The 2,617-nt window shown below is 70.3% G+C and carries 1 protein-coding gene; it reads right to left on the bottom strand.

The genetic code is table 11. The features are described from left to right. Positions 1-2,617 (bottom strand): type I polyketide synthase (locus IE217_RS34275; protein WP_190181871.1); only part of this gene is annotated, 2,617 nt, incomplete at both ends.

Raw genomic sequence — 2,617 nt, 5'->3', positions numbered from 1 at the left:
CAACCGGCGAGCGAACACCCCCGACGCCCGCACCGCGACCTGATCCTCACCCCCCGAACCAGCCAGCACACCCGCCAACCGGCCCAGCACACGCCCATCCACCGCACCATCACCCAGCGGCAGATCCACCAGACCACCCCAACGCCCGGGATACTCCAGCGCCGCCACCCGACCCAGACCCCACACACCGGCCTGCGCCACACCACCCAACCGGTCCGCACGCCCCGTCGACACCGCACCCCGCGTCACACACCACAACGGCACGTCGACACCGGCATCACCCAACGCCTGCACCAACACCGCCGAGTCGACAGGCGCGTTGGACTCCCGCACAGCGGGGAGCAGGGACAGAACACCGGTGAGGGCTCCACCCTCGGGCACGGCTGCTGCCGTACGCAGCAGGGCGGCTACGTCCTCACGCTCCAGAGCCGGCGCCAGGGGCAGGATCCGTACGTCAACGCCGCGAGCGGACAGCATGCCGGTCACAGCGGTGGCCAGACCGTCGTCCTGGGCCTCGGCCGGCACAACTACCAACCACGTCCCCGACAGCACCCCGGCCGCCCGCTCCGTCACCGGCCGCCACACCACCCGGTAACGCCAGCCGTCGACCACCGACTGCTCCAGCCGCTGCCGACGCCACGCCGACAACGCCGGAACCACAGCACTCATCGGCTGCTCAGCACCGACCTCCAACTCCGCCGCCAGCGAAGCCAGATCCCCCCGCTCCACCGCCTCCCAGAAACGGGCATCAACGGAATCCGAACCAACACCCACCCCGCCAACACCCAACACCGGCGCAGACGGAATCTCCAGCCAGTAACGCTCCCGCTGGAAGGCATACGTCGGCAGGTCCACCCGCCGCGCACCAGTCCCCGCGAAGTACGCCTGCCAGTCGATGCCGATGCCCCTGACGTGGGCGTGCGCGATCGCCGTAGTGAGTGCCTCCGCCTCAGGACGCGCCTTCCGCAGCGCGGGCACGAAGGCGTGGTCGTCCCCGGTGACACACTCCTGCGCCATGGCCGACAGCACGCCGTCCGGACCGAGCTCCACGAACGTCGTGACGCCCTCGGCCTCCAGCACCCGCACACCATCCAGGAACCGCACGGCCTGACGCACATGCCGCACCCAGAAGTCAGCCGTACCGACCTCCTCTACCGACACCACACCGCCGGTGAGGTTGGAGACGACCGGGATGCGCGGAGCCTCGTAGGACAGCTCCTCGGCCACCTCCCGGAACGCCTCCAACATCCCGTCCATGTGCGGCGAGTGGAAGGCATGGCTCACCGTAAGACGCCGAGTCTTCCGCCCCTGCCCCTCGAAAACGGCAGCGATCCCCAGTACGGCGTCCTCGTCACCGGCGACCACAACCGAAGCCGGCCCGTTGACCGCCGCGATACTCACCGCATCCGTCAGATACGGGACGACCTCCTCCTCAGCGGCCTGCACGGCCACCATCGCCCCACCGCCCGGGAGTTCCTGCATCAGCCGGCCGCGCGCCGCGACCAGCGTGCACGCGTCCTCCAGCGAGAGCACACCCGCACAATGCGCGGCCGCCAGCTCACCGATGGAGTGCCCGGACAGGAAGTCGGGGCGTACACCCCACGACTCCAACAGCCGGAACAGCGCCACCTCGATGGCGAAGAGGGCCGGCTGAGTGTAGGCCGTCTGGTCGAGCGGCTCGGGGTCTTCCCCGAAGACCGTTTCACGCAGTGGCAGTTCGAACTGGTCGAAGACCTCGTCCAGGGCTCGGGCGAACACCGGGTACTCGTCGTACAGTTCGCGGCCCATGCCCAGCCGCTGGCTGCCCTGCCCCGTGAACAGGAACGCCAGCTTGCCGCCGACCGGAGTACCGGTGACCGTCCCGGCCGGCGCCTCGCCACTCGCCAGGGCGCCCAGCTGACGTACGAAGTCCTCGCGGTCACCCGCGACGAGCACCGCCCGCTCCTCCAGGGCGGCACGGCCCACGGCCAGCGAGTAACCCACCGAGGCTGGGGCGGCCGCCCCCTCCTCGGACATCAGCACCGCCCGCAGGCGTGCCGCCTGGTCACGCAGGGCGTCCGTGCTCTTGGCAGACAGCGCCCACGGCACCACCGAACGCGCACTGTTCGGCGAGGCCGGAAGCGGTTGGGTCTCCACGACCACCGGGGCCTGCTCGATGATGGTGTGGGCGTTGGTGCCGCTGATCCCGAAGGACGACACACCAGCCCGGCGCGGGCGGCCGCCGGTCTCCGGCCACTGCCGGGACTCGGTGAGCAACTCCACCGCACCGGCGGACCAGTCCACGTGCGGCGACGGCTCGTCGACGTGCAAGGTCTGCGGCAGCACACCATGCCGCATCGCCATCACCATCTTGATGATGCCCGCGACGCCCGCGGCGGCCTGCGTGTGGCCGATGTTCGACTTCACCGAACCGAGCCACAGAGGCCGGTCCTCATCGCGCTCCTGCCCGTACGTGGCGATGAGCGCCTGGGCCTCGATCGGGTCGCCCAGCGTCGTACCCGTACCGTGCGCCTCCACGACATCCACCTCGGACGCCGAGAGCTGGGCACTGGCAAGAGCCTGGCGGATGACGCGTTGCTGGGAGGGCCCGTTGGGGGCGGTCAGCCCGTTGCTGGCA

Source organism: Streptomyces naganishii JCM 4654 (assembly GCF_014650575.1).
GTDB classification, from domain to species: domain Bacteria; phylum Actinomycetota; class Actinomycetes; order Streptomycetales; family Streptomycetaceae; genus Streptomyces; species Streptomyces naganishii.
This window is presented reverse-complemented; position numbering and strand designations above follow the sequence as displayed.